22 protein-coding genes are annotated in these 26,543 nt (G+C 57.1%); 16 read left to right on the top strand and 6 right to left on the bottom strand.

Features of this window, described 5'->3' with window-relative positions; genetic code table 11:
• The first annotated feature begins 1,125 nt into the window (after positions 1–1,125).
• Positions 1,126–1,629: a hypothetical protein gene (locus ACR0ES_RS03870; protein WP_480480301.1), complete on the top strand. Its 504-nt coding sequence runs from the start codon at positions 1,126–1,128 to the stop codon at positions 1,627–1,629.
• Positions 1,630–1,700: 71 nt separating this feature from the next.
• On the opposite strand, the gene ACR0ES_RS03865 is transcribed toward ACR0ES_RS03870, so the two are convergent.
• Complete coding sequence (locus ACR0ES_RS03865) at positions 1,701–2,456, bottom strand: FkbM family methyltransferase (protein WP_480869537.1); 756 nt, start codon at positions 2,454–2,456, stop codon at positions 1,701–1,703.
• 100 nt (positions 2,457–2,556) lie between these two features.
• On the opposite strand from ACR0ES_RS03865, the gene ACR0ES_RS03860 reads away from it, so the two are divergent.
• Positions 2,557–3,156: a superoxide dismutase gene (locus ACR0ES_RS03860; protein WP_170704218.1), complete on the top strand. Its 600-nt coding sequence runs from the start codon at positions 2,557–2,559 to the stop codon at positions 3,154–3,156.
• A gap of 4 nt (positions 3,157–3,160) precedes the next feature.
• On the top strand, positions 3,161–4,039 hold the full coding sequence (locus ACR0ES_RS03855) for a metallophosphoesterase (protein ID WP_480869534.1): 879 nt from the start codon (positions 3,161–3,163) through the stop codon (positions 4,037–4,039).
• 104 nt (positions 4,040–4,143) lie between these two features.
• On the opposite strand, the gene ACR0ES_RS03850 is transcribed toward ACR0ES_RS03855, so the two are convergent.
• Positions 4,144–4,695 (bottom strand): LOG family protein, encoded by a 552-nt coding sequence (locus ACR0ES_RS03850; RefSeq protein WP_267366848.1) that lies wholly within the window; start codon positions 4,693–4,695, stop codon positions 4,144–4,146.
• A gap of 127 nt (positions 4,696–4,822) precedes the next feature.
• On the opposite strand from ACR0ES_RS03850, the gene ACR0ES_RS03845 reads away from it, so the two are divergent.
• Genes ACR0ES_RS03845 through ACR0ES_RS03835 form a run of 3 tightly spaced genes read left to right on the top strand, consistent with a single transcriptional unit; the run spans position 4,823 to position 8,544 of the window.
• Positions 4,823–6,205, top strand: coding sequence for a LysM peptidoglycan-binding domain-containing protein (locus ACR0ES_RS03845; protein ID WP_480504659.1), 1,383 nt, complete (start codon positions 4,823–4,825; stop codon positions 6,203–6,205).
• A gap of 58 nt (positions 6,206–6,263) precedes the next feature.
• Positions 6,264–8,087: an ABCB family ABC transporter ATP-binding protein/permease gene (locus ACR0ES_RS03840; RefSeq protein ID WP_480869531.1), complete on the top strand. Its 1,824-nt coding sequence runs from the start codon at positions 6,264–6,266 to the stop codon at positions 8,085–8,087.
• 58 nt (positions 8,088–8,145) lie between these two features.
• A complete protein-coding gene (locus ACR0ES_RS03835; protein ID WP_480538149.1) occupies positions 8,146–8,544 on the top strand; it encodes a DUF2147 domain-containing protein in 399 nt (132 codons plus the stop codon).
• 43 nt (positions 8,545–8,587) lie between these two features.
• On the opposite strand, the gene ACR0ES_RS03830 is transcribed toward ACR0ES_RS03835, so the two are convergent.
• Positions 8,588–12,367, bottom strand: a complete 3,780-nt coding sequence (locus ACR0ES_RS03830) for an efflux RND transporter permease subunit (RefSeq protein ID WP_480558206.1) — start codon at positions 12,365–12,367, stop codon at positions 8,588–8,590.
• The gene (locus ACR0ES_RS03825) at positions 12,364–13,590 is read right to left on the bottom strand and encodes an efflux RND transporter periplasmic adaptor subunit (RefSeq protein WP_480480316.1); all 1,227 of its coding nucleotides are present in this window, start codon (positions 13,588–13,590) and stop codon (positions 12,364–12,366) included. The genes ACR0ES_RS03830 and ACR0ES_RS03825 overlap by 4 nt, the downstream gene beginning before the upstream one ends.
• 225 nt (positions 13,591–13,815) lie before the next feature.
• Between ACR0ES_RS03825 and ACR0ES_RS03820 the strand changes: the two genes are divergently transcribed.
• From ACR0ES_RS03820 to ACR0ES_RS03800, 5 genes are all read left to right on the top strand, one after another.
• Entirely contained in the window at positions 13,816–14,487 is a 672-nt protein-coding gene (locus tag ACR0ES_RS03820; RefSeq protein ID WP_480869529.1) for a hypothetical protein, read from the top strand.
• A gap of 44 nt (positions 14,488–14,531) precedes the next feature.
• Positions 14,532–15,854 carry a PQQ-like beta-propeller repeat protein gene (locus tag ACR0ES_RS03815; protein ID WP_480564196.1) on the top strand — a complete coding sequence of 441 codons (1,323 nt, stop codon included), beginning with the start codon at positions 14,532–14,534 and terminating at the stop codon, positions 15,852–15,854.
• A gap of 49 nt (positions 15,855–15,903) precedes the next feature.
• Positions 15,904–17,367, top strand: coding sequence for a ribosome biogenesis GTPase Der (gene der / locus ACR0ES_RS03810; protein ID WP_480480322.1), 1,464 nt, complete (start codon positions 15,904–15,906; stop codon positions 17,365–17,367).
• Positions 17,368–17,532: 165 nt separating this feature from the next.
• Positions 17,533–18,516 (top strand): fatty acid desaturase, encoded by a 984-nt coding sequence (locus ACR0ES_RS03805; RefSeq protein ID WP_480869527.1) that lies wholly within the window; start codon positions 17,533–17,535, stop codon positions 18,514–18,516.
• Positions 18,517–18,608: 92 nt separating this feature from the next.
• On the top strand, positions 18,609–19,175 hold the full coding sequence (locus ACR0ES_RS03800; RefSeq protein ID WP_480830536.1) for a helix-hairpin-helix domain-containing protein: 567 nt from the start codon (positions 18,609–18,611) through the stop codon (positions 19,173–19,175).
• Positions 19,176–19,233: 58 nt separating this feature from the next.
• Here the strand turns inward: ACR0ES_RS03800 and serS are convergent, their stop codons facing one another.
• Both serS and ACR0ES_RS03790 read right to left on the bottom strand, forming a co-directional pair.
• On the bottom strand, positions 19,234–20,526 hold the full coding sequence (gene serS, locus ACR0ES_RS03795; RefSeq protein WP_480830538.1) for a serine--tRNA ligase: 1,293 nt from the start codon (positions 20,524–20,526) through the stop codon (positions 19,234–19,236).
• Positions 20,527–20,598: 72 nt separating this feature from the next.
• Positions 20,599–22,263: a mechanosensitive ion channel family protein gene (locus tag ACR0ES_RS03790; protein WP_480485242.1), complete on the bottom strand. Its 1,665-nt coding sequence runs from the start codon at positions 22,261–22,263 to the stop codon at positions 20,599–20,601.
• Positions 22,264–22,464: 201 nt separating this feature from the next.
• Here ACR0ES_RS03790 and yajC point away from each other — a divergent pair, with 201 nt between their 5' ends.
• From yajC to ACR0ES_RS03765, 5 genes are read left to right on the top strand one after another with little or no spacing between them, the layout of a single operon-like run.
• Positions 22,465–22,752: a preprotein translocase subunit YajC gene (gene yajC, locus ACR0ES_RS03785; RefSeq protein ID WP_209503494.1), complete on the top strand. Its 288-nt coding sequence runs from the start codon at positions 22,465–22,467 to the stop codon at positions 22,750–22,752.
• Positions 22,753–22,785: 33 nt separating this feature from the next.
• Entirely contained in the window at positions 22,786–24,447 is a 1,662-nt protein-coding gene (gene secD, locus ACR0ES_RS03780) for a protein translocase subunit SecD (protein ID WP_480480332.1), read from the top strand.
• A 2-nt stretch (positions 24,448–24,449) separates the two neighbouring features.
• The gene (gene secF / locus ACR0ES_RS03775; protein ID WP_480869524.1) at positions 24,450–25,424 is read left to right on the top strand and encodes a protein translocase subunit SecF; all 975 of its coding nucleotides are present in this window, start codon (positions 24,450–24,452) and stop codon (positions 25,422–25,424) included.
• A complete protein-coding gene (locus ACR0ES_RS03770) occupies positions 25,417–26,169 on the top strand; it encodes a sulfite exporter TauE/SafE family protein (RefSeq protein WP_480869521.1) in 753 nt (250 codons plus the stop codon). Before secF ends, ACR0ES_RS03770 begins: the two co-directional genes overlap by 8 nt.
• Before the next feature lie 12 nt (positions 26,170–26,181).
• Entirely contained in the window at positions 26,182–26,535 is a 354-nt protein-coding gene (locus ACR0ES_RS03765) for an Mth938-like domain-containing protein (RefSeq protein ID WP_480869519.1), read from the top strand.
• Positions 26,536–26,543: the final 8 nt, after the last annotated feature.

Raw genomic sequence — 26,543 nt, 5'->3', positions numbered from 1 at the left:
ACACATCTGACGTTTTATTCGATGGCCGCCTCGTCCTGGACAGGCGGCCATCGAATTTTGTGCTGCTGCAAAGCGATTTGAGTGTGGGACACACAACAGGGTCTGTCGAGAATTTCGTTGCGCGATTTCTCCTGTTGCGGGAGCGGTGTGATTGGGCTAACGATCACCAAAAGGCTGAAAAATAAGAACTTTATTATGAATTTCTTTAGACTAATCGCAAGCGGCTTAATTGCTATTTCAACTATACCTAATGTGGCCATAGCCGAGACTTATTCAGAGACATTTGAGTGTGTTTTTGCCAAAGGCCTGGCAAATCGGCCAACTCCGACCCGCGTTGTTTTTTCAGTTGACGTGTACGGGCGCCAGGCGTTGCTCCACGAAGTTGAAATGCGGGGTATAGACACGCCGAAAAGATCGGCTTCTATCAACAGAAACAGCTTTCGGGTACTTTCGATCAGTTGGCCGGGCGACGCCTATACGTTTTCACGAACTGGCAGACGAACCAGAAGCGGTGACCCTCGCAGGATGGTTCTTGATTTAGGGCGCCAAGAGTTTTCGATTTTCCTGAATCGCGAAACAATGAAGGCAATAGCCAGCTCGAATTCGGATGTACAATCTTCACATGACGGAAACGCAAACGGGATCTGCGTTGAGATACCATTCCAAAGGTAAGGAAAGAGCGGAGTAATACTTTGAAAAAGATAGCATTTGCATTGACGCTTGGACTGTTGTCCACACCTGTTGTTTCAGCTTCTCAAACCTTTACAGAGACGTATGAGTGCAAGTTTGGCCATGGCCTTGTCAACAAACCGACTCCCGAATTCCTTGTGTTTTCGGTCGATGAATATGGTCGTTCCGCCTATATCCATGAGATCGAGATGCCAGATATCGATACACAGCCAGGACCAGCCAGGGTCAAGCGCGACAGTATTCGAAACTTGTCGGTTGCCTGGGTCGGTCGAGACTATGTCTATTCTGCGACTGGCAGAAGCTACGCGTCGAACGAGTCGCGTATTGACGCGATCGATCTACTCAATCACGAGTTCACAGTGTTTCTGGACCGCCGAACTTTGAAGGCGACCACACGATCAACCTCACACAGTGCGTACCTGCCGCGAGATGGTTTTGCCCGAGGAAAATGCAAACAGATACCCACACCATCCAGTTGACAAAAAGGTGCTGAAAATGAAAAGAAAATTTCTTGCTATTGGTTTTTCTGTATTGGCCGCTGCCGCGCAAGCCGAAGTTGCGAACTATATGTGTGAGCTTCATAGTATGGAAGCTCGGGGGTGGATCCCGCCCGAGGTTTGGCTGAGTGTTGATGCTGAAAACAAGCGTGCTCGGGCTTATGATTGGGTGATCGGCGAAGACAACAGATCGGCGGGTAGGAACGAACAGCAACCCAAGGACACCAAGTTCAAGGTCAACCGACGCGGTGAATACCAGATGAATTGGCGGGTCAGCCTCATGGCGAACTCGGGCGGTCAAGTGCGTGTGTCCTACACCGCAATGATGAACCCGCAAACGAATGAGTTCGAGATGATTGCGCGTTTTCCGCAGGCGAATGTAACTAACCGGCCAAGCGGTGTCGGACGCTGCAAAGCGGTCAATACCCACACGCTATACTGATATTCGGATCGCGGAAGGGGGGAGCGTTTCGCGCGTTCTTCCCAATCCGCAGACAGCTGTTTCTGATCGTACTAGGACGTGAAAAGATAGGTCTGGAAGCGGGTCAAGGCACCCTCATCCGTCATCGAGTGATCTGACGCAGCACCTTCCCGCTGGCATGTATCGTAAAACGACAATAGGTCGGCCAGATGCTTCATTCTGTCGGCTCGGTCTTCCTCATTCAGTAGTGGCGCATGTGTTGACAGCAGCAATGGGGGACGATGCTGTTTGAGCCAGGGTATTAGCGTGGGAAGTACAAAAAACTCCGCCCCTTCAATGTCCATTTTGACCAGTGAAACCTTCGACAGATCACAGGTCGACTGGAACTGCTCCCATGTAATCGTCAGCGCGTCATTCCCATGGGCTTCATTGTACAGCAGGGATGTGGTCGAATCCCCGGGCTCACCCCAGACCGACGCCATGCGGGCCACGCCGAACTTGTCAGACAAAGCGACCCCGAAGGCTGAGACATTCCTGATCTGGTTCAGGTCCAGATTCCACGCCAGAAATCGATAGGCCGAAGGATCTGGCTCAAAACACCAGACATGGCGAGCCTTGCGCGCGCCGTATAAAACGGTCGGTCCGATCCATGCGCCGATATCCAGGTAATCGCTTTCAGGCGAAAGATACCGGTCGAGAACAGCAAAGGTTTCAGGCTCCCACTGGCCTGTGGAGGCTTTGCGCCAGAACTTTGAGTGATAAGGGTCCAGACGAAACGGCTCACCGTTCAGGTTGCCCGCATAGTAACCGCGGGCGCGGTAGAACATCTTGCGCGCCTGTGTCAGCATCGCCTGCCTCCGGGTTTTCTTGTCTCGGCCCTTGACCTGCGGCGGCTGCCAAAGCATTTAACCTTGGGAACCGCAACTCAAATTTATACAGGGGGCCGACATGGCTTTTGAACTTCCTGATCTTCCTTATGCACATGACGCGCTGGCAGCCAAGGGTATGTCCGCGGAAACACTGGAATATCACCACGATCTGCACCACAAAGCCTATGTCGACAATGGCAATAAACTGATCGCCGGCACCGAATGGGACGGCAAGTCGCTGGAAGAGATCATCGTTGGCACCTACGACGCAAATGCCGTCGCGCAGAACGGTATCTTCAACAACATCAGCCAGCTGTGGAACCACAACCAGTTCTGGGAAATGATGGGCCCCGGCGACAACGCCATGCCCGGTGAGCTTGAGAAAGCTCTGACCGAAAGCTTTGGTTCGGTCGACGAATTCAAATCGCAGTTCAGCGCCGCTGGTGCCGGTCAGTTCGGCTCGGGCTGGGCGTGGCTGGTCAAGAACGCGGATGGTTCGCTGGCCGTGACAAAGACCGAAAACGGCGTGAATCCGCTGTGCTTTGGTCAGACTGCGCTGCTGGGTTGTGACGTTTGGGAACACTCATACTACATCGACTTCCGCAACAAACGTCCGGCTTATCTGTCGAACTTCCTCGACAATCTGGTGAACTGGGAGAACGTCGCGTCGCGGATGTAAGTCATTGAACCGACGCCGGTTTATCAAGGGCCTGCTGGCGGTGACGCTGGCAGGCCTAATCACATCAGTCTACGGGTTTTTCATCGAACCCGCCCTGCGGCTGCGCGTGCGAAAATGGCGCGTCCGGCGAGAGGATTGGACTGCGCCGCCGCTCAGGATTGCCGTACTGGCAGATTTGCATCTGGGCGAACCTTTGGTCGGGCTGGACCGAATAAAACAGGTGGTACGGCGTACGAATGCGCTTGCGCCGGATATGATCCTGCTGCTGGGTGATTTCTTCGCAAGCCACAAAGGCGTTTTGCGTCCTGTCGAAATGAAAGATCTGGCACCGGTTCTTGCCAACCTTGAGGCCAAGAACGGTGTCTTTGCTGTACTTGGCAATCACGACTGGTGGGATGACCGGCAGGCGCAGCGCCGTGGTGCTGGCCCCAACCAATATGTCGATGCGCTGGAGCAGAGCGGAATTACGGATTTGTCGAATACCGCCATCAAGCTAGAAGCTCTTGGTTTCTGGTTGGCGGGTCTTGAAGACCAGCTTGCGATCTGGCGCAACGGTAAACCGCAGGGGCTGGATGATCTGTCGGGGACACTGGCGCAAATCACCGATGATGCCCCGGTTGTGATGATGGCGCATGAGCCCGACATCTTCCCTCAAGTACCCGACAGGGTGGCTTTGACGCTATCCGGTCATACGCATGGCGGTCAGATTCGTCTGTTTGGCTGGTCGCCGATCGTGCCCTCCAAATACGGCAACAGATATGCCTATGGGCATGTGCGCGAAGGCGGGCGTGATCTGGTTGTGTCCGGCGGCATTGGATGTTCCATCCTTCCGGTTCGATTTGGTGTAACCCCCGAGATCACGGTTATCGAACTGTCTGCCTAAAGACCTGAGGCTTCACCAAATCGACCAGCCCAATGTCTTGCCCGCATATGTGCGGCAACGATGCAAAGCTGCGTTCGGTCAGACACTTTCGCGACCTGCCGGGTTTACCGCAGCTTATCGCGCAGGGCCGTCATTGCTGTTTCTGCATCTTCAGCCCAAATGACAAAGTCACCCAGTGATCGATCTGCAAAGCCTTGCCCGATCACCTGATGCAACAGGGTTTTCAACGCATCCCAATAGCCGTTCACATTGACGATGACGATGGGTTTGTCGTGCAGGCCCAGCTGCCGCCAGGTAAGCGCTTCAAAAAGCTCGTCCAGTGATCCCGGCCCGCCGGGCAGAACAACGACGGCGTCAGCATTCATGATCATGACCTTTTTCCGCTCGTGCATGGTTTCGGTGATCACGAAATGGGTCAGGTCGGTCTTGCCGACCTCTCGTTTGACCAGATGCACCGGAATGACACCAAAGGTCTCGCCACCGGCTTGTTGCGCGGCCCGGGCGACTTCGCCCATCAGCCCGACATCTCCGGCACCGTAAACCAACCGCCAGCCTTCCTGCGCAAGCAGGCTGCCAAACTGTCGTGCGGTTTCAGAATAAGCCTTCTCGGCCCCATTGCGTGACCCGCAATACACACAGACGGATTTCTGAGACATGAAAGAGACGCTCCGGGGTTGTGTCAGAGGTTTTGACCCCTGATAGCGGGATTGATAGATTGGCTCAACTGTCCGCTGGAAGGCTTTTGAAGACAAAGCTTTTGTACGGCGGGGTGAAAGGAAAACAATGGACGCCAAATCGGGAAACGGAAGCTCGGGCAATTTTGTCTGGGGTGTGATTGCGGGTCTGGTTGCCGTGCTGGGCGTTGGGGGTTTGTATCTGTCCGGCGCTTTCACCAAAGCGCCAGAGCCTGAGGCGGATGCACCGCAGGAACCCGCGTCCGTTGCAGCCACGCAGCCGCAGGAACAAGCCGCCGAAGCGCCCGCAGAAACCGCCACAACAGAACCAGCTGAGCAGGCCACCGTAACACCGGATGAGGCACCAACCGCTGAACCTGTCGAAGATACGGCTGCGGCAACAGATGTTGTTCCAGATACTGAACCTGCGGCGGCTCAATCGGAAGAGAATGCACCGGCACGCACGGCCCCCCCGGTTTTAGATCAGATTTTTGTTGAAGCAGATGGAACGGCGCTTCTGTCAGGTGACGCCGAACCGGGCAGCCAGATTGAAGTTCTGTTGAACGGTGAAACCGTGCACACGTTCACGGTGGACAGCAGCGGGCAGTTCGCCGAGTTCGTCTCGATCCCCTTCAGCGATGCCGCGCAGGGGCTAATCCTGCACAGCAAAAACGGCGGGCAAACAACCCGGTCTGACGACTATCTGATCGCCGCTCTGCCGAAGCCGGTCGAAGAAGAGCCGGTTGCGCAGAAACCTGATGCTGCCGATCAGGGCGAAACAACCGAAGCTGAAGAACAGATAGCCTCGGCGGTTGTCGATCCAGAGACCGAAACCCAAGCTGAGACCGAAACATCAGACCCTGTGGCGACCGCGCCAGAACCCAGCGAAGCGCAGATTGCCGACCAGTCGGCAGAGACATCTGAAACGGGTCAGCAGATCGCGGTACTGCGGTCGGGCGAAGAAGGCGTTGAACTCGTGCAGCCACCCGTGGTTCGGGATACCCCGCCGGAACAGGTCGCGCTGGATACCATCGGGTATTCTGAGACCGGTGATGTCCAGTTGACCGGGCGAGTACAGGACGGCGCGGCCATCAGGGTGTATCTGGACAATCGTCTGGTTGCCGACCTCACTCCGGAACAGGATGGATCCTGGCGGAGTGATCTGGACGGTATCGACCCCGGTGTTTACACGTTGCGTGTTGACGCGGTGAACACGGACGGGAAGGTCCTCAGCCGGGTCGAAACCCCGTTCAAACGCGAGCCTGTGGAAGTTTTGGAAGCAGCATCAGGTGGCGGTGACGGAACGGCCGCGCAGGACAATGCCCCGGCAATCCGGTCGGTCACTGTGCAGCGGGGCGACACGCTGTGGGCGATCTCGCGTGACCGCTTTGGTGATGGCATCCTGTATGTGCGCCTGTTCGAAGCCAACCGCGACTTGATCCGCGACCCGGATCTGATCTATCCGGGGCAAATCTTTACGATACCGGAATAATCAACGCGCTGGCCCTTTGCGGGCCAGAGCCTTTCTCTGACCGCAGACAAGGTACGTGATGAGACGAACATCTCCGATGGCCTCGAGTGACGGGGTGCAGAGCGGCGGGCGCAGTTCAGGCTGGCGCACAATCCGCAAGGTCGCGCCCTACCTCTGGCCGCAGGACGAGGTTTGGGTAAAGCGCCGCGTGGTTATTGCCATGGCGATGCTGGTTTTGGCCAAACTGATCGCGGTTTATACCCCAATCCTTTACAAAGGCGCCGTTGACTCATTGGCAGGTGAAGGCGTGCCGCCGCTAGCGCTGGGCGCAGTGGGTGTGACGGTTGCCTACGGCGTGGCGCGCATGATGACGGTTGGGTTCCAGCAATTGCGGGACGCCGCCTTTGCCCCTGTTGGACAGCGGGCCTTGCGGGCGCTGGCGCTGGAGACGTTCAGACATATCCATAACCTTTCCATGCGCTATCACGTCTCGCGCCGCACCGGCGGGCTGAGCCGTATCATCGAGAGGGGCGTCAAAGGCGTTGAATTCCTGCTGCGTTTCCTGCTGTTCTCAATCGGGCCGCTGATCCTTGAGCTGTTGCTGGTAGCGATCATCCTGATGTGGTTGTTCGACGTCTGGTATCTGGTCGTCGTCGCCGTCACCATCGGCCTTTACATTTGGTTCACCTTTGCCGTGACCGAATGGCGGGTAAAGCTGCGGCGTGAGATGAACGACCAGGACACCGAAGCCAATCAGCGCGCCATTGACAGTTTGCTGAACTTCGAAACCGTCAAGTATTTCAACGCGGAAGCGCGCGAAGCTGCACGTTACGACGTGTCGATGAAAGCCTATGCCGGGGCGGCGCTGAAAACCGCCTATTCGCTGGCGTTTTTGAACTTCGGCCAATCCTTCCTGATTACCTGCGGTCTGATCGGAGTTATGGTTCTGGCAGCAATTGGCGTTCAGAATGGAAACCTGACCGTGGGCGACTTTGTCATGGTCAACGCGTATATGATCCAGATCACCGTTCCGCTGAACTTTCTGGGGACGGTCTATCGTGAGATCCGGCAATCGCTGGTTGATATGGGGCAGATGTTTGATCTGCTCGAACAACCTGCCGAAGTCACCGATCAGCCTGATGCACCCGAGCTTGTTGTCAAAGGTGGTGAGGTCACACTTGAGAATGTGCATTTTGGGTATGACCCCGAAAGGGAAATCCTCAAGGGTGTTTCCTTGATGGTTCCGGCCGGACAGACGGTCGCAATCGTCGGGGCGACTGGGTCTGGCAAGTCGACCATCGGGCGGCTGTTGTTCCGGTTTTACGACGTGACCAAAGGCGCGCTGAAGATCGACGGGCAGGACGTTCGGGACGTGACCCAGACCAGCCTGCATGCAGCGATCGGCGTTGTGCCACAGGATACGGTGCTGTTTAACGACACCATTCGCTACAACATTGCGTATGGGCGCGACGATGCCACCCCTGAGGATGTCGAGGCCGCAGCCCGCGCCGCCCAGATTCATGACTTTATCACTTCGCTGCCCGACGGGTACGACACCATGGTGGGTGAGCGCGGTCTGAAACTGTCCGGCGGCGAAAAACAACGGGTTGGCATAGCGCGGACATTGCTGAAGAACCCTCCGATCCTGTTGCTGGACGAGGCGACCTCGGCCCTGGATACCGACACGGAACAGGACATCAAGGATGCGCTGGCGCGCGCAGGGGAAGGGCGCACCGTGATCACGATTGCCCATCGCCTCAGCACCATTGCCGAGGCTGATCGGATTGTTGTTCTTGAGGCCGGTGAGATCATCGAACAGGGCACACATGACGAGCTGTTGGCACGGTCTGGGCGATATGCTCAACTGTGGAACCGCCAGCAGTCGGACAGTGAGGCCGCCTGAGGGGCTCATCTTGCCCTGCGGAATGTGCTAGGATGCGCCGTGCATGAAGGGGAACGCCATGATCAATGGATTAGCAAGACGAATAGTACCTGTCGCTGTTGCGGTTCTTCTTCCGGCTATGGTCGCAGCTGACCCGATCGAGGGCGTTTGGAAGACCGAGCCTGATCGAAAGAACCTGATCTCGCATATCCAGATATCCGCCTGCGCGGACAAGTTCTGCGGCACGATACTTTCGGCTTTTGATTCATCGGGCAAAGAAGTTCAAACGCCGAATATCGGGAAAAAGCTGTTCTGGGACGTGTCCAGCGAAGGCGGTGGAAAATACGGCGGGGGTGAGTTCTGGGTTCCCCTGATCGACGTTGACGCTGTTCCACAGATGACGTTGCAGGGTGACAAGCTCATGGTCAAAGGCTGTGAACATTCGATTTGCGCGCACCAGACCTGGTCCCGACTGTGACGACAGAAAACGAAAAGGACCGGAAATCCCGGTCCTTTCATTCTTATTCTGCGGCTTTTAGCGGCGATCCAGGAATGTGATCTATAGGCTCGTCTCGCGGCCGGGTCTCGGATTGTGACGGCTCATCCCACACAATCTCGGTCGCCTGGAGCTTGCGGGCCGAGCGGCCAATAGCCATGTCCTGCGCGATCTGACTGGACCGCCCCGCAGTCACACGGGCAAGCCCGCGGCTGAGCCAGACAGCGTAAGTTGTCACCCAGACACGCAGTGCCAGAAGCGACGGCGTCACGATCAGTGTAAGAACAGTGGCGATGCCAAGACCAAAGACAACCGCTGTGGCCAGCTGTTTCCACCACAGGGCGGTGGGACTGTCGATGGAATAGCCGCCGTTGATAAAGTCCAGCGAAAGCCCAAACATCATCGGGGTAAGACCTGCCATCGTGGTCAACGTAGTCAGCAGAACCGGGCGGATGCGGGATTCCGCAGTGCGGACGATTGCATCGATCCTCGGCATATAGGCACTGTATTCCTGATAGGTATCGATCAGAACAATGTTGTTGTTCACCACAATTCCTGCCAGCGCAACGATACCGGTGCCCGTCATGATGATCGAGAAGGGTTGCTCCATTACGATCATGCCGATCAGAACCCCGGTGGTCGAAAGAACAACCGCCAACAGCACCAGCACCGAATTGTAGAACGAGTTGAACTGGGCCAGCAGGATCACGAACATCAGCCCCAATGCGCCCATGAAGGCGTTCACCAGAAATGCGCCGGATTCTTCCTGCTCTTCCTGATCACCGGTCCATTGCCAGCTGATCGAGTTGGCAAAGGGGCTGGTTTCCAACCATTCGGTCAGAACTGCGATCCGCTCATTCGGGTTGATCAGGGCGAACTGCGCGTCTCCTGCGTCAATCACGCTACGCAGTTGATCAATACTCTCTGCACCGGTCAGTTGAACTAGTTCGTAGGACTTTCCACCGTCGCCGTCTAGCACGGTGCCGGTAGGAGTATAACCGTCGGTCACTTCACGCATTACGGCCAGACGTTCTTCTTTCCCGTCCGGCCCTTTGGTCACAACCTTGCTCAGCCCCGGTTCGACATCCGCCTTGACGTCATAATAACGTTGCTGGTCGACACGGTTGATCTGGGCCAGTTTCGCCACGGGTTCCCGGGTCACGAAGTTCGACAGCGGAACCAACCCGTCCGGAGTGCGGACCTTGAGCGTGTCCAATGTCGACAGCACGCGATCCTGTTCCGGCAATCGGACACGGATCTCGATCTCTTCATCCGTGCTGTCGGGGCGCATCTCACCCAGCAGGATGCCGCGTGTTACCAACTGCACCATGGCACCGACGGTGGCCACATCAGCACCGAACCGGCCGGCCTTGGCCACGTCGACGTCGATCTGCCAGTCGATGCCCGGCAAGGGCAGGGTGTCTTCGGTTTTGATCAGCCCCGGCGTTTCGTCAAAGACCTGGCGCGCGGTGACGGTGGCCGATGTAAGCTCGTCCCAACCATCCCCCTTGATGCGCAGGTGAACGGGCTTGGCCGAGGCCGGGCCCTGTTCCAATGCCAGAATTTCAACAACGATACCGGGTATTGTCGCAAGTTTGTCGTTAAGATCGTCGATTACGTAATCGCCATCAAATTCAGGAGCTACAAAGTGGCGTTCAAACAATCCCCACAAAGCGGATTCTGAAACGTTCGGGCGATCTTCCCATGGGATAATTTCGAACTGGACGCGCCCCACCGTATCGGCCGGTGCCTGCGCGCCGCCGGTATTCTGGTTCAGACCGCCTTCGCCTGCAAAGGAAAAGACGTTGATTACTGCCGGATGAGATCCAATGATCTGTTCAGCCTGCAGCACCATCTCGTCTTTTTCGGCCAGTGACAGGTTGCCACGGGCACGGACGTAAGCAGTTGCCTGTTCCGGTTCGCTTTCAACGAAGAATTCGACACCTCGGGATTCCTGCGGGAACCAGACGAAGGTCACGAAATACACGGCAGAGAAAACTGCCGCCAGCGACACGATCGGCATGATCGGGTTGCCGACAAGGAACCCGATCACATGTCCGAAAGGTGTGTGTTCGTCCGCCGTGTGAACGTGGTTTTCTTCCGCCCGCTCGAACTTGGCTGCGCTCAGCGTTACAGACCCGGCAAAGGCCCCGAACAGGAACAGCAGGGCACCAGCGACCACTCCTCCGGGCAGCAGATAGTCAGGGTTCAGAACTTGCATCGCACCCAGGAAAATCATGTAGAGCGACGGGGGTACCATCACTGCCCGAACCCACCACCGGGTACGCGCCCGGAGCCAGTTCGAAGACCGGTCGAAAACACGGCTCAGACGCCCCGAAACGCCTCCCATGACCGGCAGGTAGATCAGCGCCACAATCAGCGAAGCCGACAGAACAAAGATCAGCGTGACCGGCAGCATCCCCATGAATTCGCCCGGTATACCGGGCCAGAACAGCATGGGCAGAAAGGCACATAGCGTCGTCGCGGTCGAGGATACGATGGGCCAGAACATACGTTGGGCCGCCTCGACATAGGCATGCATCGGGCCGACACCTTCCTTGATGCGTTTGTCTGCGTATTCCACCACCACGATGGCACCGTCGACCAGCATCCCCACGGCCAGGATGAGGCCGAACATAACGATGTTCGAGATACTGATGCCCATGACCGCAAGAAACGCGAAACACAGAAGGAACGAGGTCGGGATCGCAAAACCGACCAAAAGCGCGGCCCTCGTACCCAAAGATGCCAGAACCACGATCATCACCAGGGCGATTGCAGTCAGAACCGAGCCTTCAAGCTGGCTGACCATTGAACCGACAATGCGGCTCTGGTCGTTTGACGTCCCAAGCTCGACCGCCGCCTGAAGCTCGGGCGGCCATTTTGTCTTGGCCTCAGCAATGGTTTCCTTCACCTGCGTTACGGTGTCGATCAGGTTATATCCCTTGCGTTTGACAACCTGCAGCGCGACGGTCGCTTCGCCGTTGAAACGGGCGGTACCTTCGCGATCTTCAAAAGTGTAGTTGATCTGTGCAAGCTCACCCAGCGTTACAACCCGGTCGCCATTGACCTTGACCGGCAAGGCATAGACATCCTGCGCCGTTTTGAATGACGATGGGATCTTGACCGAGAATGTACCCTGTGCGGTTTCGACTTCGCCTGCTGCGATCAACTGGTTGTTGTTTCGCACGACATTGATCAACTCGGCCGCGGTCACGTTGTACGCCTCAAGCCGCAGGGGGTCGATGATGACCTCAAGCAACTCGTCACGATTGCCCGCGATACCCGCTTCGAGAACGGAATCCAGCGCCTCAAGCTCGTCCTGCAAATCCTTGGCGACACGGGCCATTGTGCGTTCCGGAACAGCTCCGGTCAGGTTGACGATGACGATCGGGAATTCGGAAAAGTTGATTTCCGTCAGCGAGTATTGTTCCGCACCTTCAGGGAAATCAGCCTGGGCCGTGTTCATGGCATCGCGCACGTCCGCCATGATCGAGGTCTTGTCCCAGCCGAATTCAAACTCCAGCGCGACCCCGGCATAGCCTTCGGCCGCAGTCGACGTCATTTCCTTGAGCCCGTCGAGATCCGCCAGCTCGGTCTCCATCGGCTTGACCAAAAGGTTTTCCGAGTCTTCTGCTGAAATTCCGGGAAACTGCACCGAAACGAAAAGGGCAGGGATTTCGATATCCGGTTCACCCTCTTTCGGAAGCGAGACATAGGCTAAGCCGCCTACGACCAGTGAAATGGCGATGAACGCCATAACCATTCGGGCCCTGCCTGCGGCCCATGCGACGATACCCGTCATTGCGAGGCTTCCCGATAAGTTGGTGCAACGGTAACACCGCGGATCACGAATTCCTGCCCGACCACGATGATATCAACCGTTTCCGGAAGACCGTCGATCCAGACACCTTCGGCGGTGTCGCGCAGGATGCGGACTGGCATGAAGTCAACAACGTTGCCTGCGCCAACTGTGCGCACACCCAATTGCCCTTCGTTGCTAAGAGTCAGCGCCGATTGCGGCAGCAGGTGGGCTTTCGCGCCCTCGGCGGCGATGCTGATTGTCGCCGTCTGACCGTCGCGAATGGTCAAGTCGGGGTTCGGAACGGTGATTTCCACCTCGAATGTACGTGTTGTCTCGTCCGCGGACCGGCTCAGGAACGTGACCCGACCGCCCAGTTGCCGACCGGTCACAAGTGTTGCCGATGCTTCGGACCCAACAAGCACCCGATTGACTTCGGTCTCGGGTACGAAGCCGACCAGCTTGATCGGGTCCAGTTGAATGACAGTCGCGCAAAGTGATCCAGGCTGCATCAGGCTTCCCAGTTCTGCAGTGTCGCTTTCCAGCAAGCCCTTGAAGGGGGCTTTGATGGTCAGGCGGCCAACCTCTCGCTGTGCGGCCTCGACTGCTGCCGCGGCTGCTTCGATGCCTGCACGCGTGGCTTCCAGTCCGGCTTCGGCTGTTTTCACACCGGCTTCCGCTGAGCTCATCACCGCTTCGCTGGAGATGCGACGGGTTTCCGACGCATAGCCGGTTTCAGCCAGTTTGCGCGAGGCTGTCAGATTGATCTCGGCCTCGGCAACAAGCGCATGTGCCTCTGTCAGGCGTGCTTCGGCTTCGGGTATGCGGCTCTGGGCTTCCAGTTTGCCCGCCATGGCTTCGGCCAGTTGTGCCGGGCGCGTGCCGGGATCAAGCTCGCATAATATATCGCCCGCCTCAACAAACGCACCTTTACGTTTAGGTTCAGAGATAACGGTGGACGTGGTTTCCGAAAGTACTTCGACCTGCCGGTTTGCCTTGGTCTGACCGCGCAGCAGCACGGCGCTGTCAATTTCACGCGCTTGCGAGCGCAGGGCGACAACACCCACTGCAGAGATATCGGAGTTATCGGTTTCCGCTGCTTCGTCTTGTGTTGCTTCCACGGCATCACCGCGTCCGGCAAAGGCGAACAAGGTGTCACGTTCAAACACCAGAAAATACAGTGCAACAATCACGAGAAGGGCGTTGATGAATGAAATCAAACGCATACAGTGTTTCTCCTAAGAATCTGCGCCATTAATACTTGGGCTGTCACGCCATGAAATGGGGTCTGTTCGGCATCTTTTCCATACTGAACTGAATAGTTCGGTTTGCATTTTTTCGCAAGAGGGAAGCAAAGCGGTCAAAATGTGCAAAATCGGACCCTTGGCTTGGCGTTGGTGCCGGGGTATGACATGGCGCACTTATACAAGATAGACAGCCCGGGGGCTTGGATGAGCGATATTGACAGTTTCATTGATGAGGTCACCGAAGAGGTGCGCCGCGACCGGATCTATGTGTTGCTGCGCCGCTGGGGCTGGGTGGGTGTCGTCGCCGTCGTGTTGATCGTAGGCGGTGCCGCTTTCAATGAATACCGCAAGGCGCGGGACACGGCGCAAGCTCAGCAATTGGGTGACACCATTCTTGCTGCGTTGTCCGAAAATGACCCGGCTGCAAGGGCTGCTGGTCTTGCGCAGGCAGAGGCGATGTCACCGGGCGGGAAAGCCGTGCTGGATATGTTGCTGTCCGCGTCACAGGTCGAATCCGGATCCCGAGAGGACGCGGTCAACAGCCTGAACGCGGTTGCCGTTCAGGGCGACCTGCCGGAGATTTACCGCGCGATTGCAAGCTTCAAATCGCTGCTGTTGCAAGGCGATACTTTGCCTGCCGCCGATCGACGGCAACAGTTCGAGGCGTTGGCATCCCCCGGAGCTCCTCTGCGGTTGCTGGCGGAAGAACAGTTGGCCCTGATTGACGTGGCCGACGGCAATGTCGATGCTGCGCTGGACCGGTTGCAGGCGCTGCGGCAGGATGCCGAGGTGGGTATCGACCTGCAACAGCGCGCCGCGCAAATGATCATTGCTTTGGGTGGGGAACCTGAACCATTGGTGGCGCAGCAAGGCTGACCAGGCGGGACAAAAGACTTAACGACAGGCGAGTTCGGAGTATCATGGTAAAAAGATTTTTTTCCCGCACGGGAATGCCTTTTGCGGCGCTGGCCCTGACCGCATTGGCGGCCTGTGAGCCGCCCGAAGCCATTCTGCCGGGTGAACGCGAGGATATTCGCCCTGTTTCAGATCTTGAAACGGTCGAAAAGCGCGGCTCGCAACCGATCAGCTTGCCGGGGCAACAGGTCAACGCCAATTGGTCCCAAAGTCCGGGAACGCCCGCGTACCGGACCACGCATGCCGCCTTGCGCGCGACGCCACAGCGGATCTGGTCTGTTTCGATTGGGCAGGGTGACTCGCGCAAGCAGCGCATTACCGCCGAGCCGGTGGTTGCGGGAGGATTGATTTTTACACTGGATTCGGGGGCGACCGTTTCAGCGGTCACACCGCAGGGGCAGTTGGCATGGGAGACCGACCTGATCCCGCCAAGTGATGGCGACTCGGATGCAACAGGTGGTGGTTTGGCTTATGCCGACGGCGTCCTTTATGTGTCGTCAGGGTTCGGTCGGCTTACTGCGCTGGACGCCAAATCGGGTTCTGTGCGCTGGCAAAAACGCTTGGAAGCGACTGGCAGCGGCGCACCGCTGGTGAACGACGGGCTGTTATACGTTGTGGCCGGAGACGAAACCGGCTGGGCTGTAAACACCAAGGACGGACGCATAGCCTGGCAATTCGAAGGCACACCAAGCGTCGGGAACGTTCTGGGTGCGCCTGCGCCTGCAATAGCGTCTGATCTGGCCGTATTTGCCTTTGGCTCGGGCGACGTAGCCGCCACGTTCCGCCGCGGCGGTATCCGTCGATGGAACGCGTCTGTGGCAGGGGGGCGTCGCGGGCGCGCTGCGGCACAAATCGTCGATGTGACCGGCGGTCCGATGGTTGTTGGCAACAGTATCTACATCGGCAATCACTCGGGCCGGACCGTCGCATTTGATGCCGCTTCCGGCGAGCGCCAGTGGACGGCGGATGAAGGTGCGGTCGATACAGTCTGGCCTGCGGGCAACAGCATTTTCCTGATCAGTGATCGCAGCCAGCTGGTGCGCCTGAACGCGGCGGACGGGTCTGTCATCTGGGCGCAGGACCTGCCGGGCTTTGTCAAGGACAAGCGTGGCCGCCGGGGACCGATCTTCGCGCACTACGGCCCAATTCTGGCCGGGGGTCGTATTGTCGTTGCATCCAACGACGGGTATCTGCGGTTCTTCAATCCAGTTGACGGAACACTGGTACATCAGGCTGAAGTTCCCGGAGGCGCGACAGCATCCCCCGTTGTGGCCGGGCAGACGCTGTATGTTGTTTCGACCAAAGGTGATCTACACGCTTTCCGTTGACGGCAAGATGCGTTAAAGGGCGCAACTTGAGTCTTGAAAGTAGAGTATCATGTCGCTGACCCTCGCCATCGTGGGGCGCCCGAATGTGGGCAAATCCACATTGTTCAACCGCCTCGTAGGCAAACGTTTGGCGCTGGTCGACGATCAGCCTGGTGTGACGCGTGACTTGCGCGAGGGCGAAGGGCGTCTGGGCGATCTGCGCTTTACCGTAATCGACACGGCCGGGCTTGAAGACGCGACAGATGACAGTTTGCAGGGCCGGATGCGCCGCCTGACCGAGCGCGCCGTGGACATGGCCGATGTCTGCCTGTTCATGATCGACGCGCGGGTCGGGCTGACGCCCACGGATGAGATGTTTGCAGAAATCCTGCGCAAGCGGTCCAAGCACGTGATCCTTGCGGCCAACAAGGCTGAAGGCAGCGCAGCGGATGCCGGGGTGCTCGAGGCATACAATCTGGGTCTGGGTGAACCGGTGCGCATGTCGGGTGAACATGGCGAGGGGATGACCGACCTTTATGCTCAGCTGATGCCATTGGCGGATGCAGCCGAGGAAAAGCAGGTCGAAGAAGCCCCGGAAACAGATATTGAGTTGGATGAAGACGGTGAGGGCGAAATGCCCCTGATCACCGCTGCCAAGCCGTTGCAGGTGGCCGTGGTCGGCCGTCCGAATGCGGGCAAGTCCACGCTGATCAACAAGATCATCGGCGAAGACCGCCTGTTGACGGGGCCCGAGGCCGGGATTACCCGTGACGCTATCAGCCTGCGGATCGATTGGGCCGACCCGGACGGAGAAAGCACTCCGATGCGGATCTTTGACACGGCGGGAATGCGCAAGAAAGCAAAGGTACAGGAAAAGCTTGAAAAGCTTTCGGTGTCAGACGGTCTGCGCGCGGTGAAGTTCGCCGAGGTTGTCGTCGTACTGCTGGACGCGGCCATTCCGTTTGAACAACAGGACCTGAGAATTGCCGACTTGGCCGAACGTGAAGGCCGGGCTGTTGTTGTTGCTGTAAACAAGTGGGACGTCGAGGAAAACAAGCAGGAAAAGCTGCGGGAGCTGAAAGAAGCCTTTGATCGCTTGCTGCCGCAGCTGCGCGGTGCCCCTCTGGTTACCGTCTCGGCGAAAACGGGCCGCGGGCTTGAGAGATTGCGCGCCGCCATCCTGCGCGCCCATGATGTCTGGAACCGCCGTGTGCCAACCGCGGCGTTGAACCGGTGGCTGACTGCCATGCTGGAACAACACCCGCCGCCGGCCCCGCAGGGCCGCCGCATCAAGCTGCGCTATATGACCCAGGCGAAAACGCGGCCGCCGGGTTTTGTTGTGATGTGTTCTCATCCCGATAAGATGCCCGAAAGCTATACCCGCTATCTGGTCAACGGGCTGCGTCAGGACTTTGACATGCCTGGCACCCCAATCCGTCTGACGCTGCGCGGGCAGGGTGACAAGAACCCATATAAGGGGAGGCGCAAGAAGAATGCGGGCGCCTTGGCCAAGCATCTCAAAGGCCGCGCGTAACTGCGCCAATTTTCAGCATCTTACCTCACGGGGGCGTGACAGTTTCTGTTCTCCACGCTAGCATTCATGCGTGTGCATTTGTTTGGGCACGCACTGCTTGCACGCGGACTAGCCGCACCTAGATTTGAACAGAAAACTGAACGGCCATCGTAAGGAGACGGCTGGATGGATTTGAGGGAATATACAAGACATTACGCGGTGCAGGACAACAGATTGGCCGCGGCAAGTTATTTTGGCACATTTGCGGTGTATTTCGCGTCGCTGACCGTTGCGATCACATTTGTTGATCGATGGTACATCATGATACCCGCCGGGATCGTGTTCGCCTTTGCCGCAGTACGGCTTTATGTGCTGCAACATGATTGCGGGCACCACTCTCTGTTCGAGACACGTATGCAAAACGAATGGGCAGGGCATGGCCTGTCTCCCTTCACTTTCGCCCCGTTCGAGGTGATGAAACAGAACCACAATTTGCACCATGCGGGCATCGGAAATCTTGAGCACCGCGAGACAGGTGAAATTCACACGATGACCCTGCGAGAGTGGAATGCAGCTGATTGGAAAACACGTTTGTTTTACCGGCTGTATCGCAATCCGTTCATCCTGGTTCCGGCCGGCGCGTTGTTCACCTATTTCATCCGATACCGCTGGCCCAAGAATACGGCGCGTTTTGGCGCCAAAGGTGTGGTGTTGCACAACCTGTCGATCGTTGTTTTTCTTGGATTGTTGTATCTGATCGCGGGTATGACGGGCATTTGGGTCTGGCTGGTGTTTTCCTTTTTGGGTGGAATGCTGGGCGTCTTCCTCGTTTATCTTCAGCACAATTTCGAAGACACCTATTGGGATCGCCGCCCTGACCTGAATCCTCAGACAGCAGCGCTTAAGGGGTCATCCGCGCTGGATTTCGGATGGTGGTTCGATATGGCTGTGGCTTGCATCACGTTGCATGATATCCACCATTTCAACGCGCGTATCCCATCATATCGCCTGCGTGCCTGCCACTATAACCTGCCGCCGGAATATACCCCCCGCCGGATCAAGTTTCCCGAGGCCGTGGCGGCATTGAACCTGAAGCTATGGGACGAAGATGCCAAGCGCCTTGTACCCTTTCCGAGAGACAACCGAGCCGCTGGTCTTGCCCATAACTAAGCTGGCAGAACAGGGACGACCACCACACAGCTTGCGGGCCCGTGTATCTTTTGTATATACGAGCCAGTAATCAGACAGAGAAAGGACCCAGAATGACCGCTGTGACCGACATAAAAGGTGTAGGAGAGGCACTTGGCCAGGCCCTTGTTGCCAATGGCTTCAAGACGGCCGAGGCGATAGCCAAGGCCACTCCTGCTGATTTGGTCAAGGTCCCTCGGATCGGTGAGGCGCGCGCGTTGGTTTTGATTGCATCTGCCAAAGATGCCGTTGCTGCAAAACCGCCTGCTGCGAAACCGGCAACACGCCGAACTGCGGCCCGGACGCCCGCGACGCGCAGACCGACCGCACGCAAAGCCGCGCCACGCAAAACAATCGCCGCAGCCGCAGCCGAGAAACGGGTCGAGGAAGCCGCACGCAAGGCAGCAGAAGAAAAAGCAGCCGCCGAAAAAGCCGAGACTGCTGAAAAGAAAAAGGCCAAAGCCAAGGCTAAGGCCGAAAAAGCCGCGAAGAAGCGCAAAGAGATGGAAGCCGCCTTTTCCAAGGCCAAAGACAAGGTGAAAGCCAAGTCCAAAAAGGACAAAAAGTCAAAAAAGGACGGAAAAAAGAAAGACGGCAAGAAAGGCGGAAAGAAGAAGGACAAGAAAAAAGCGAAGAAGTAAAACCTCTTCGCCTTCAGTTGATGTCCTAACCGGTGCCTGACGGTGCCGGTTTTGTGTGTCAGGCCAAAGTACCGTCAAGTTGCAGGGTCAGCTTGCCGCCCAGATAGGGGCCAAGTACCTCGGGCAGCGAAACAGTGCCATCTTCATTCTGCCCATTCTCCAGAACTGCGATCAGGCAACGTCCGACAGCCAGGCCGGAACCGTTCAGAGTATGAACAAATTCGGGTTTGCCACCACTTTCAGGCCGGAAACGGGCATTCATCCGACGCGCCTGAAACGCACCTGTGGTCGAGACCGAGCTGATCTCGCGATAGGTGTCCTGTCCGGGCAGCCACGCTTCGATGTCATAGGTGCGGCGCGCGCCAAAGCCCATATCACCGGTGCACAAAACAACAGTGCGATAGGGAATACCCAGCTGTTCCAGCAGATCCTCGGCGCAGCGCAACATGCGCTTTTGCTCATCGTCTGACGCGTCGGGATGGGTGATCGAGACCATCTCGACCTTTTCGAACTGGTGCTGGCGCAGCATCCCTGCGGTGTCCTTGCCCGCACTTCCGGCCTCGGATCTGAAACAGACAGTATGGGCGGTCATACGGATGGGCAGCGCAGCCTCTTCAAGAATGTCACCAGCCACTGAATAAGTCAGCGTGACCTCGGAGGTTGGGATCAACCACCAGCCATTGGTCGTCTGATAGCTGTCGTCACCGAATTTAGGCAGTTTATCAGTGCCATACATCGCCTCATCCCGAACCAGAACCGGTGTCTGCATTTCTGTCAGCCCGTTCTTGTCGATATGTGTGTCCAACATGAACTGGGCCAGCGCACGGTGGAGCCGGGCAACCCCCTTGGACAGGTTCACAAACCGGCTGCCGCTGGTTTTAGCGGCGGTTTCGAAATCCATTGCGGCTGCGACGGCGGGAATGTCGTAGTGCTCTTTCGGTGCAAAGCTGAAATCGCGCGGGGTGCCCCAGCGGTTGGCTTCGACATTGTCGTTTTCGTCCGCGCCTTGCGGTACGTCATCGGCGGGCAGGTTGGCGATGCGGGCCAGTTGATCGGTTAGCAAGGCATCCAGATCCTTGGCCTCGGTCTGCATCCGGGCGACTTCGGCCTTTTTCTCGGCGACCAGCGCGCGCAGGCGTTCGAATTCAGCCTCGTCGCCGCGCCCTTTGGCTGCACCGACTTCCTTGCTGGCCTTGTTTTGTTCGGCCTGTGCGGTTTCGGCAGCCAGAATCTTGGCACGCCGGCTTTCGTCCAGCCTCAGCAGATCTGACGACACCGGCGCGTCCCCACGGCGCGCTAAGGCGGCGTCGAAAGCGGCAGGGTTTTCGCGAATGGCGCGGATGTCGTGCATGTCTCAGATCCTTGAATGCGTGAATCACTGAACCCGCTTATGCACCATCTGCGGGGCAGGGTGTAGCACCGGTTACGTCTTATCAGCGTCTTCGTGGGTTTCATGCGCCAGATGGCCCTCCCATGCCCCGGCCGGTATTTTAGGCTCAGGCGGGTCAGCCACATAAGAAGGCGTCATGATCTGCACATTGTTTTCGTTAAATACCGCAACAATGTTTCGATGCAGGTCCGAACGGATTTTGGGAATGATGCTGCCGCGGGTGGTATAGCCGTTGATCTGATAGTTGATCGCGTAATCGGCCAACGCCGTCCACAGCACAAAAGGTTCAGGATTGGCCTTGATACCTTTGGTGCGGTTGGCGGCCTCAATCAGCATCGCCTCAACCTTTTCAGGGGGTTCTTCGTAGCCGATGCCAACGGTCGTGTGCAGCAACAGCCCGTTACCATCAGTTTTCTTCGAAAAGTTCACGACATCTGAATTCATCAACTGTGCATTGGGGATTGAAATCAGTTCGTTCTTGATCGACTTAAGATGGGTCTCCATCAGTTTGATCTGAACGACATCGCCGATATGGTCTCCGATTTGGATACGGTCGCCGATTGAGGTAGACCTGCGGTAAATCACAAACAGCCCGGCCAGCATGTTGGACACGACTGAATTCGCGCCCAAAGACAGCATGGCGCCGACCAGAAGGGTTAACCCCTGGAACGCGGCCGAGTCTGAGCCCGGAATATAGGGAACCGCAAAAACCAGCGCGATCAGAATAACGACGACACGGGCAATGTTGAACGTCGGGTTGACCCAGTGTTTTTCGAAATCACCCATTTCGAACGAACCGGCTTCGACCGCATCAAAGAACACGCGCAGACCTTTGATGATATACAGCGTGACCCATGTGATCAGGCCCAGCATAATCAGATTGGGGATATAGCTGAGGATGCCCCGGAAGATAAGCAGCACCGGCTCGGTCAGATAGGTTAGCAGAAGCTGTGCGAAATATCTGGTTTCCGCAAAAGCCAAAAGAACAAAGGACAGGTAATAGTAGAAACCGAGAAAGAAGATGATCAGCAGCACGAAGTTCAGACCATAGCGGATAAGGGCCGCGATTGCTTCGGCCTGAACGCTTTTGGCTGTCGCCGTTTCGACATCCTTTAAGTAGCGTTTTACCAGCTTCAATGTGCGACGCCTGATCCGACGGTGCAGCCACAGGATTGTGACAACAAACAGGGCAAATCCCAACGTCCAGGCAGCCGCTTCGATAGCACCGGAAACGCGCGCCTGATCGGTTCGGTTGGCTCGATACGCCTCAATGGATTGTTTGATCGCATTGCCATGCAAAACGCTCAGAACACTTAGTTCCATCTGATCCAGTTCAGAGTCAGCTTTAGTAACGATCGAGATTCTTTGGCCATCGGCCAGAATCCAGATGCCAAATTCGGTCTCTTCATATGTGATCTCGACCAAAGGTGCTTCCGACGCTTCCGCAACCGCAATGATCTTGTTCTGTACGTCCTCGGCGCGCTCCGGAGCAGGCAGAGCGCTTGATCCTCGCACCTGAAACAGAACGTCCCCGTCCACGATGACCGGGGCCATGAACGTGTCCGATTCCGAAGTCTCGGACAGGGGCGATTCAGCGGGTGCTTCCTGCGACAAGGCCGCACCAGACAGCCACACGCTCACCGACAGGGCAGTCAGTAAATAAAGCAACGAAAGGAAAGGCTTGAGTGGCCGTGTCATGTGTCCCCCTTCAGATAAACTATACCCGGTTTCGGTTATGTTCCTAGGACATATCTGCAACGCTTTGCCCGTAGTTGCCGGGACATGCCTGTATTCAAGTGGGTTACATGACCGCCTTTGCTTGCAAACCGACATTTCAAAGCATAGGTTCCGCCCAAATTTGCGGAACTGTGCCGCAAGACTAGAACAAAGGAATGTCCCATGGATGGTGGCGCAATCGCCCAGTTTCTCCCGCTGATCCTGATCTTCGCGATCATGTATTTCCTGCTGATCCGTCCGCAGCAAAAGAAGATGAAGGAACATCAGGCCATGGTTGATGCCGTGCGTCGGGGTGATCAGGTGATCACGCAAGGCGGCGTGATCGGCAAGGTATCGAAGGTCAAGGAAGGCGATAACGAGATCGAGGTCGAAATCGCCGAGGGCGTCAAGATTCGCGTGGTCAAATCGACCATCGCCCAGGTTCTTAACAAGACCGAGCCGGCGAAGTAACTTCGCGCGACAATTCCTTGAAAAGGCAGGGTAATGCTGCAATTTGATACCTGGAAGCGGGTTCTGATCTGGCTGGTCTGCGTGACCGGTCTGCTCATGGCCCTGCCAAACGCGTTTTACACGCGGGTCGAGCAATCCAACGACGCCAAGGCTGCGATCGAGCTGGGCAATGACACGCCGCAGATACAGGCTGAAGCCGCGCAATGGCCGAACTGGCTGCCGTCATCCCTGGTCAATCTTGGCCTCGACCTGCGCGGCGGTGCGCATCTGCTGGCTGAAGTTCAGGTGCAGGACGTCTACGAATCCCGGATGGAGGCGATGTGGCCGGAAATCCGCGACGCGCTGCGCGATGAACGTGCCACGGTGGGAACCATCCGCCGTCAGGACTCGGCCGCGGATGAGATTCGCGTGCGCATCAGCCAGCCCGAAGGAATGCCACAGGCGTTGGAGGTTGTTCGCGGTCTGGCCCGGCAGGTGCAGACACTGACAGGTGTAGGTGCCACAGATATCGAAGCCCGTGCGGATGGCGACACGATTGTTGTTCAACTGTCCGAGGCAGAAAAACTGGCCTCGGATGATCGCACGGTGCGTCAGGCGCTGGAAATCATCCGCCGCCGGATCGACGAAGTCGGTACGCGAGAGCCCACAATCCAGCGTCAGGGGACGGATCGCATCCTGATTCAGGTGCCGGGTATCGGCAGTGCGGGCGAACTTAAGGAAATTATCGGAACAACGGCACAGTTGACGTTTAATCCGGTTGTCGGGCGCGGAACCGATCCGGATGCCGTCGCAGGCGTCGGTGAAAAAATCGTGCCGTCGATTGACGAAAACGAAGTTTATTACAACATCGAATCCGCTCCGGTCGTGACAGGAGAGGAACTGGTCGACGCCCAGCCGTCCTTCGATCAGAACGGCCGCCCTGCGGTCAACTTCCGGTTCAACACATCCGGTGCGCGCAAGTTCGGGGATTATACCCGTGACAATATCGGCGCACCCTTTGCCATCGTGCTGGATGACGAAGTGATCTCGGCCCCCGTGATCCAAAGCCATATCCCGGGCGGGTCGGGCATCATCACCGGTAACTTCACCGTTGAGGAAAGCACCAATCTGGCCGTCCTGCTGCGTGCCGGTGCTTTGCCTGCGGGGCTGGAGTTCCTGGAAGAACGCACCATCGGCCCCGAACTGGGGCAGGACAGTATCGACGCAGGTAAAGTTGCCACAATCGTGGCCTTTGTCGCGGTGCTGGTATTCATGGCGCTCAGCTATGGCCTGTTCGGTGTCTTCGCCAATATCGCGCTGATCATCAACGTGGGCCTGTTGTTCGGCTTGCTGTCCCTGATCGGCGCAACACTGACACTGCCGGGGATTGCGGGGATCGTTCTGACGGTCGGTATGGCAGTGGATGCCAACGTGCTGATCTTTGAGCGCATCCGCGAAGAACTGAAATCCGCCAGAGGTCCGGCCCGCGCCATCGATCTGGGCTATGAAAAGGCGTTGTCGGCCATTCTGGACGCCAACATAACCACTTTCATCACCGCCGTTATCCTGTTTGCCATGGGCAGCGGCCCTGTGCGCGGGTTCGCGATCACTCTGGGCCTGGGTATCCTGACATCCGTCTTCACCGCGATCTTCGTGACGCGCCTGATGGTTGTCATGTGGTTCGAACGCCGCCGACCGAAAACGATCGAGGTTTGATCATGAGACTGAAACTCGTACCCCAGAACACCTCGTTCGACTTTTTCAGTCGCTGGAAAATCTGGCTTGGAATTTCCGGTCTGATGATGGTGATCGCGTTCACCTCTTTTCTGCTGCAGGGGCTGAATTTCGGGATCGACTTCCGGGGCGGCACCACGATCCGGACCCAAAGCGCACAAGCAATTGACGTAGGTGTATACCGCGATGCTTTGTCTCCGCTACAACTGGGTGACGTCACCATCACCGAGATCTTTGATCCAAGTTTTGGTCCTGATGAAAATGTCGCGATGATCCGTATTCAGGCTCAGGAAGACGCCGAAGCGGTCACAGCAGACGTGATCACCCAGGTCGGCGAAGCGCTGGCTGCCGCAGACCCCGGACTCAAACTGCCCTTTGAAAGTGTCGAATCCGTTGGCCCAAAAGTCTCGGGCGAGTTGATCCAGACGGCTGTGATCGCGGTTGTCTTGGCCATCGGTGCCGTTCTTGTCTACATCTGGCTGCGCTTTGAATGGCAGTTTGCCTTGGGGGCGGTTGCCGCATTGGTGCACGATGTGATCCTGACCATCGGCATCTTCTCGGAACTGCAAATCCGCTTCGATCTGGCGATCATCGCGGCGCTGCTGACCATCGTCGGCTATTCGCTGAACGACACGGTTGTCGTCTTCGACCGGGTGCGCGAGAATCTGCGGAAATACAAAAAGAAGGACCTGAAAGAGGTTCTGAACGTATCGATCAACGAAACCCTGAGCCGAACGGTGATGACCTCGGTCACAACATTACTGGCGCTGATCTCGCTTTATCTGCTGGGTGGGGACGTCATCCGCGGATTTGTCTTCGCGATGATCTGGGGTGTCGTTGTCGGGACCTATTCGTCGGTCTTCGTGGCTTCGACCATCCTGCTTTGGCTGGGGGTCAAGCGCGACTGGTCCAAACCGTCGAATACGGCGGGCAACCAGTTTGCCAATATTGATGCCTGAGGCTCTACAACAGGCCTTGGCCCTGCCGGGCCTCACTTGGCTGATCCTTACCATTGGAGCCGCGGGACTTGTCCGCGGCTTCACAGGTTTTGGCACCGCGATGATCTTTGTGCCGGTGGCGACTCAGTTCCTGCCTATTGCAGATGTGGTCTTTCTGATGGCCGCCACCGGTATTGCATCAACCTTTGCCTTGGCTCCGCAGGCGTGGCGGGATTGTGACAAGGTCGAAATCAGCACTCTGGGCTTTGCCGCAACGATAACCGTTCCGCTGGGGCTGTGGATCATGGTGCAGGTGGACTCGGTTGCGCTGCGCTGGGTTGTTTGCGGCATTACCGGTCTGACCCTGCTGGCCGTGGTTACTGGCTGGCGGTGGGAGGGTAAACTGGCACTGCCCGGACGTCTCGCCATCGGCGGTAGCGCAGGCGTTGTCGGCGGCATGACCGGGCTGACAGGTCCGGTTGTCATCGTGTTTTATCTGGCCAGTTCCACCGACGTGCGCAAGATTCGTGCCAACACCATCATTTTTCTGGCATTGCTGGACGTTGTCATCGTTTTCAACATCCTCATCAGCGGTGCCGCAGATTTGTCGATCCTATGGATTGTCCTGCTGCTGTGCGTGCCTTATCTGATCACTACGCTTATCGGCAAGGCATTGTTCGACCCGAAACTGGAACGGATCTACCGCCTCGCGGCCTATTCGGTCATCCTGATTGCGGTCATTTCCGGACTGCCGCTTCTGGATTGAAGAAGGGACATCATGCGTCTGAATCAGATTACTTTTGCAGATGCCAAACCCATAGACGGTTATGGCCCCGGTTTTTTTCGAATTGGTGGCGATGTCTTCCACGGCGCTGTCCTGACAGGCCCGGCAGGCCCGGCAGAGTGGGGCGGCTATGACGACCGACACCCCCTTCTGGACCTGGCGGGCAGAATCGACGTCCTGCTTATCGGCACGGGCGCAGACATGGCCCACATCCCCCAATCGCTACGGGTTGAGCTGGAAAATGTCGGAGTTGGTGTTGAAATCATGAACTCCCCCGCCGCCTGCCGCACCTACAATGTGCTGCTCGCCGAAGGTCGCCGCATCGCACTTGCCCTGATCCCTGTCTGACGGGATTC

The sequence above is a fragment of the Ruegeria sp. N7 genome (assembly GCF_056531345.1).
This window is presented reverse-complemented; position numbering and strand designations above follow the sequence as displayed.

Coding starts and splice junctions, on each gene's coding strand:
- ACR0ES_RS03835 (WP_480538149.1), top strand. CDS start 8,146: ATGATCAATGGATTAGCAAGACGAATAGTACCTGTCGCTGTTGCGGTT.
- ACR0ES_RS03765 (WP_480869519.1), top strand. CDS start 26,182: ATGCGTCTGAATCAGATTACTTTTGCAGATGCCAAACCCATAGACGGT.
- ACR0ES_RS03860 (WP_170704218.1), top strand. CDS start 2,557: ATGGCTTTTGAACTTCCTGATCTTCCTTATGCACATGACGCGCTGGCA.
- ACR0ES_RS03770 (WP_480869521.1), top strand. CDS start 25,417: ATGCCTGAGGCTCTACAACAGGCCTTGGCCCTGCCGGGCCTCACTTGG.
- ACR0ES_RS03805 (WP_480869527.1), top strand. CDS start 17,533: ATGGATTTGAGGGAATATACAAGACATTACGCGGTGCAGGACAACAGA.
- ACR0ES_RS03820 (WP_480869529.1), top strand. CDS start 13,816: ATGAGCGATATTGACAGTTTCATTGATGAGGTCACCGAAGAGGTGCGC.
- ACR0ES_RS03800 (WP_480830536.1), top strand. CDS start 18,609: ATGACCGCTGTGACCGACATAAAAGGTGTAGGAGAGGCACTTGGCCAG.
- ACR0ES_RS03850 (WP_267366848.1), bottom strand. CDS start 4,695: ATGTCTCAGAAATCCGTCTGTGTGTATTGCGGGTCACGCAATGGGGCC.
- der (WP_480480322.1), top strand. CDS start 15,904: ATGTCGCTGACCCTCGCCATCGTGGGGCGCCCGAATGTGGGCAAATCC.
- ACR0ES_RS03790 (WP_480485242.1), bottom strand. CDS start 22,263: ATGACACGGCCACTCAAGCCTTTCCTTTCGTTGCTTTATTTACTGACT.
- secD (WP_480480332.1), top strand. CDS start 22,786: ATGCTGCAATTTGATACCTGGAAGCGGGTTCTGATCTGGCTGGTCTGC.
- ACR0ES_RS03840 (WP_480869531.1), top strand. CDS start 6,264: ATGAGACGAACATCTCCGATGGCCTCGAGTGACGGGGTGCAGAGCGGC.
- ACR0ES_RS03815 (WP_480564196.1), top strand. CDS start 14,532: ATGGTAAAAAGATTTTTTTCCCGCACGGGAATGCCTTTTGCGGCGCTG.
- yajC (WP_209503494.1), top strand. CDS start 22,465: ATGGATGGTGGCGCAATCGCCCAGTTTCTCCCGCTGATCCTGATCTTC.
- serS (WP_480830538.1), bottom strand. CDS start 20,526: ATGCACGACATCCGCGCCATTCGCGAAAACCCTGCCGCTTTCGACGCC.
- secF (WP_480869524.1), top strand. CDS start 24,450: ATGAGACTGAAACTCGTACCCCAGAACACCTCGTTCGACTTTTTCAGT.
- ACR0ES_RS03825 (WP_480480316.1), bottom strand. CDS start 13,590: ATGCGTTTGATTTCATTCATCAACGCCCTTCTCGTGATTGTTGCACTG.
- ACR0ES_RS03865 (WP_480869537.1), bottom strand. CDS start 2,456: ATGCTGACACAGGCGCGCAAGATGTTCTACCGCGCCCGCGGTTACTAT.
- ACR0ES_RS03845 (WP_480504659.1), top strand. CDS start 4,823: ATGGACGCCAAATCGGGAAACGGAAGCTCGGGCAATTTTGTCTGGGGT.
- ACR0ES_RS03830 (WP_480558206.1), bottom strand. CDS start 12,367: ATGACGGGTATCGTCGCATGGGCCGCAGGCAGGGCCCGAATGGTTATG.